Raw genomic sequence first — 4,074 nt, 5'->3', positions numbered from 1 at the left:
TCTGTGCCAGGCTTTGATCAGTAAGTGTACCGGTCAAACCTTAGGGCAATATTTGCAAGAAGAAATATTTGGGCCAAACAATATTGAATTCTACCTAGGCATGAATGAAAGCCAGATTACTCGTTGCGCCGATATCGTCATATCTAATGGTGTTCCTACCTTACAACAAGTCAACGACCCAAACTCTTTACTTGCTAGAGCTTGGAAACCAATCCCGGACCCTCAGCGTATGTTTGAGGACCCTGATTTCCGAACCCACGAGTTCGGGTCTGGCAATGGCCATAGTAACGCTAGAAATATCGCAAAGATTTATAGCCTATTGTCAATGGAAGGAACTATCGATGAACTCAATCGAGACCATCGACTTATCAGCAAAGCGGCCTTGGAAGACGCGATAAAAGAGCAGTGGGATGGTGTTGAAGTCATGACCCACCGCCACTTTCGCTATGGAACGGGCTTTATGTTGAACAACCCGTATTTTAAAACAGGTGACAACCCTAGAAGCTTCGGCCACCCCGGTTTAGGCGGCGCTATTGCTTTTGCTGACCCAGATGCAAAAATCAGCTTTGGCTATTGTGGCAATCGAGTACACCCGATTAATGAAACAGGGCCCTGCGCCAAAGCCTTAATTGATGCTTTGTACAGCTGCATATAGCAACGCCAGCCAACTAAACCTAAGCAGTCACTGGCCCGCTATGAAAACGAAATTCTTCATCTGGCTGCTCGATTAATTCCTGCTCTTTCTCTCTGAAAAAAGCGACTCTCTCGTCGAGCCCTTCTTTGCAATAACCCGAAGCAAGTTTTAGATAGTCTTGATAGTGACGAGACTCCGACTTGAGCAAAGAAATATAAAAGTCCTTTAACTCATCGTCTAGCAAGGGCGCTGTCTTGGCAAAGCGCTCGCAGGAGCGCGCTTCAATAAATGCGCCAATGATCAGTAGATCAATCACACGGTCAGGATCTTGTTTTCGGACAGAATCTCTAAGCCTTGCTGCATAGCGTGATGCGGTCATGTGGCCGTATGTCAGTTTACGCTTTTTGATAAATTTCATTACCTGTTCGAAATGCCTGAGCTCTTCACGAGCCAAGCGAGACATCTTCATCAGCAAGTCTGGATTACCCGGATAACGGTGAATCAGATTGAGCGCCGTCATTGCTGCTTTCTTCTCACAGTGAGCGTGATCCAGCAGCATGATATCCTGATTAGCCAGGGCATTTTCGACCCAAAGGTCAGGGGTTTCACAGCCAAGAAAGCTATATATTTCACTTAAGTCCTGGTTTATCTCACTCACAAACATTACTCACTGATATATTCATCTAAATTTAAAAATTCTTTCATAGCACACCAAGACGCTAGCTTATCCTCTTTCGACATGGCTGCATTGGCAGGACTGGTCGAAGGTAAGTTCAGGATTGTATCAGGAGTAACTGAAACGCCGATAAACTTCTTGTACAACTTGGCTGCAGCCTGACCGTTAAACGCAATCAGCTTAATACTCGGGTTCTGTTCAAGCATGCCTTGAATATCATTCGCCTTCATAGTGGACTGGTCGATATTCGAATCCAGACTTCCTGGGCGGTAGCATGAATGAGCGACATCCCAAATCGCGATACCGCAGCGTTTAGCCTCTTCCAGGCGTTGCACATAAGGCAAGGCCAGGTCAAAACTGCATAGTTGCGCCAATATCCACCAGAAGGCATTGCGAGGATGTCCGTAGTATTGCTTCTCTTGCAGGGATTTAACACTGGGCATCGTGCCTAATATTAGAACTGTTGGCTCTTCTCCAAGCACCGGAGGAAAGCCTTTATCGATTACTTTTTGCGTTTCAGCCATTATACTTCACACTAATAACGCTAGAACTTTAATGTCACCGCTGAAGATGCCTTGATCGCCTTCTGCGTTGCCGCCTCAATTGTTTCACCCAAGGCCAGTGCAACCCCCATACGGCGTTGCCCCTTTACTTCGGGCTTGCCGAACAAGCGCAAGTGCACATCAGTATCAGACAAACATTCTTCAAGGTTACCAAAGCAAAGTTGTTTGGACTCCCCCTCAACCAAAATGACCGAGGACGCTGCCGGACCAAGCTGTTTAATCTGGGGAATAGGCAATCCAAGAATAGCCCGCGCATGCAAAGCAAACTCAGAAAGATCTTGCGATACTAAGGTCACTAAGCCTGTATCGTGTGGCCTAGGTGAGACTTCACTAAACAAGACTTCATCGCCTTTTACGAATAACTCAACGCCAAAGATACCATTGCCACCCAGGTTTTCAGTCACTTTATGAGCGATATCCTGAGCCGCTGCCAAGGCCTTTTCGCTCATTGCTTGAGGCTGCCATGACTGTTGATAATCACCATTCTTTTGGACATGGCCAATCGGCGCACAGAAACTTGTCTGACCAGCGTGGCGAACAGTTAATAAGGTTATCTCATAATCAAAGTCGACAAAGCCTTCGATAATGATGGTGCCTGCCCCTGTACGGCCACCTTCTTGTGAATATGCCCAAGCGGCATCAATACCATCCTCAGTCTTCACAGTGCTCTGGCCTTTGCCAGAGGAGCTCATAATCGGTTTCACCACACACGGCAAACCAATCTCCTGAAGCGCTTGTAGATAAGCCTCATAATCGCTGGCAAACTGATAGGGAGAGGTTTTTATGCTCAAATCCTCTGCCGCCAAGCGCCGAATACCTTCGCGATTCATGGTGAGATTAACTGCACGTGCAGAGGGAATAACCTGGTAGCCTTCTTTCTCTAGCGCCACCAATTCAGCGGTCGCAATGGCTTCGATTTCTGGCACAATTAAGTGTGGTTGCTCTTTCTCGACCACCTCTCTAAGCGCTTTTGGGTCAAGCATATCGATCACGTAACTGCGATGTGCGACTTGCATCGCCGGTGCATTGGCATACCTGTCCACAGCAATCACTTCGACACCAAAGCGCTGTAATTCGATAACCACTTCTTTGCCCAGCTCACCAGAGCCGCAAAATAATACCTTTGTTGCCGTAGGCGATAAGGGCGTGCCAATGCTAGTCATTTTGATAAACCTGTTGTCAGTTGTGAGGATAAATCTAGATATAGGATTTCTGTTCGCGCTCTTTAGCGAGCTCTAGTATTTTTTTCTTTTCAGTATTGTCCATGCCCCACCAGCGGGATATTTCGTCACCCGTGCGGTGACAACCCACACAGACATCATTTACATCAAGTGCACAAATACTGACACATGGAGACGGGACTTCATTCATTTCTTCTGGCATACAACTACTCTTCGCTAACGACTATTCGGCAACTACTTTCTAATAAAAACATAAAATGTGAAACGTCGATCTTAACAGGCAAACACTTAGTCCTCCAGAATCAACCCTGATTCATAGCGCTGACCGTTTTGAACATAGTGCGCTGCACTTAGACTGAGCATTTGAATCTCCTGCTCACTTAAAGCACGTTTCACCTTGCCAGGACTACCCAGCACCATCGAGCCATCCGGCACGACCATATTTTCAGGTATCAAGGCGTTCGCGCCAATCAAACAATTCTTACCAATTTTCGCGCCATTCAGTACAACGGCATTAATACCAATCAAGGAATTCTCTCCGATATGGCAACCGTGCAACATGACCTTGTGGCCAATCGTCACATTTTTCTCTATTTGTAAGGGAAAGCCCGGGTCAATATGAAGAACAGAACCGTCTTGAATATTGCTATTTTCACCAATGATAACTTTATCGTTATCCGCACGAATCACCACATTAAACCAGATGCTAGCACCCTCATGGACTTCGATATCGCCAATTAATGATGCGTTTGGCGCAACAAACGCTGCGTCACCAATAAATTTTGGTTTTTTGCTTCCCAAGGAGTAGATCATTTACCTTCACCGTCAAAAATTGTTATGTTCGCATCAAATGCAATATTCATCAGTTCAACAAGCACCACGGCAGACAAGCCCCAAATTTCATAACGCTCGCCCTGATGGTGGTAATCATAGCTTGGCACAGAGAATGCCAGACCTTTGTAGGTCATTCTATCACGACGCACGGGTTCTTCATTTAAAAAGAAACTCACCGGCACTTTG

Annotated in this window: 6 protein-coding genes and 1 pseudogene; 1 reads left to right on the top strand and 6 read right to left on the bottom strand. The window is 46.2% G+C overall.

Features of this window, described 5'->3' with window-relative positions; translation table 11 throughout:
• Positions 1-655 (top strand): serine hydrolase (locus A3757_RS21755; protein WP_197470210.1); only part of this gene is annotated, 655 nt, incomplete at its 5' end.
• Between the two features lie 19 nt (positions 656-674).
• Here the strand turns inward: A3757_RS21755 and A3757_RS21750 are convergent.
• The 6 genes and pseudogenes from A3757_RS21750 to A3757_RS21725 form a co-directional block, all read right to left on the bottom strand.
• Positions 675-1,292, bottom strand: coding sequence for a tRNA-(ms[2]io[6]A)-hydroxylase (locus A3757_RS21750; RefSeq protein ID WP_231878355.1), 618 nt, complete (start codon positions 1,290-1,292; stop codon positions 675-677).
• Positions 1,293-1,297: 5 nt separating this feature from the next.
• Positions 1,298-1,834, bottom strand: a complete 537-nt coding sequence (locus tag A3757_RS21745; RefSeq protein WP_068740276.1) for a DNA-deoxyinosine glycosylase — start codon at positions 1,832-1,834, stop codon at positions 1,298-1,300.
• Positions 1,835-1,854: 20 nt separating this feature from the next.
• Complete coding sequence (gene purT / locus A3757_RS21740; RefSeq protein WP_068740274.1) at positions 1,855-3,036, bottom strand: formate-dependent phosphoribosylglycinamide formyltransferase; 1,182 nt, start codon at positions 3,034-3,036, stop codon at positions 1,855-1,857.
• 34 nt (positions 3,037-3,070) lie between these two features.
• Positions 3,071-3,256, bottom strand: coding sequence for a DUF1289 domain-containing protein (locus tag A3757_RS21735; protein WP_197470208.1), 186 nt, complete (start codon positions 3,254-3,256; stop codon positions 3,071-3,073).
• A gap of 86 nt (positions 3,257-3,342) precedes the next feature.
• Positions 3,343-3,867, bottom strand: a complete 525-nt coding sequence (locus A3757_RS21730) for a gamma carbonic anhydrase family protein (protein ID WP_068514819.1) — start codon at positions 3,865-3,867, stop codon at positions 3,343-3,345.
• A pseudogene (locus A3757_RS21725) lies at positions 3,864-4,074 on the bottom strand (hypothetical protein); the annotation flags it as partial. The pseudogene A3757_RS21725 and the gene A3757_RS21730, both read right to left, overlap by 4 nt.

Source organism: Oleiphilus sp. HI0117 (assembly GCF_001635235.1).
The sequence above is the reverse complement of the archived record's forward strand: the minus strand, read 5'-3'. Positions and strand labels throughout refer to the sequence as shown.

What these genes read in the sequence shown, in the direction of transcription:
- A3757_RS21745 (WP_068740276.1), bottom strand. Translation starts at nt 1,834, where the DNA reads ATGGCTGAAACGCAAAAAGTAATCGATAAAGGCTTTCCTCCGGTGCTT.
- purT (WP_068740274.1), bottom strand. Translation starts at nt 3,036, where the DNA reads ATGACTAGCATTGGCACGCCCTTATCGCCTACGGCAACAAAGGTATTA.
- A3757_RS21735 (WP_197470208.1), bottom strand. Translation starts at nt 3,256, where the DNA reads ATGCCAGAAGAAATGAATGAAGTCCCGTCTCCATGTGTCAGTATTTGT.
- A3757_RS21730 (WP_068514819.1), bottom strand. Translation starts at nt 3,867, where the DNA reads ATGATCTACTCCTTGGGAAGCAAAAAACCAAAATTTATTGGTGACGCA.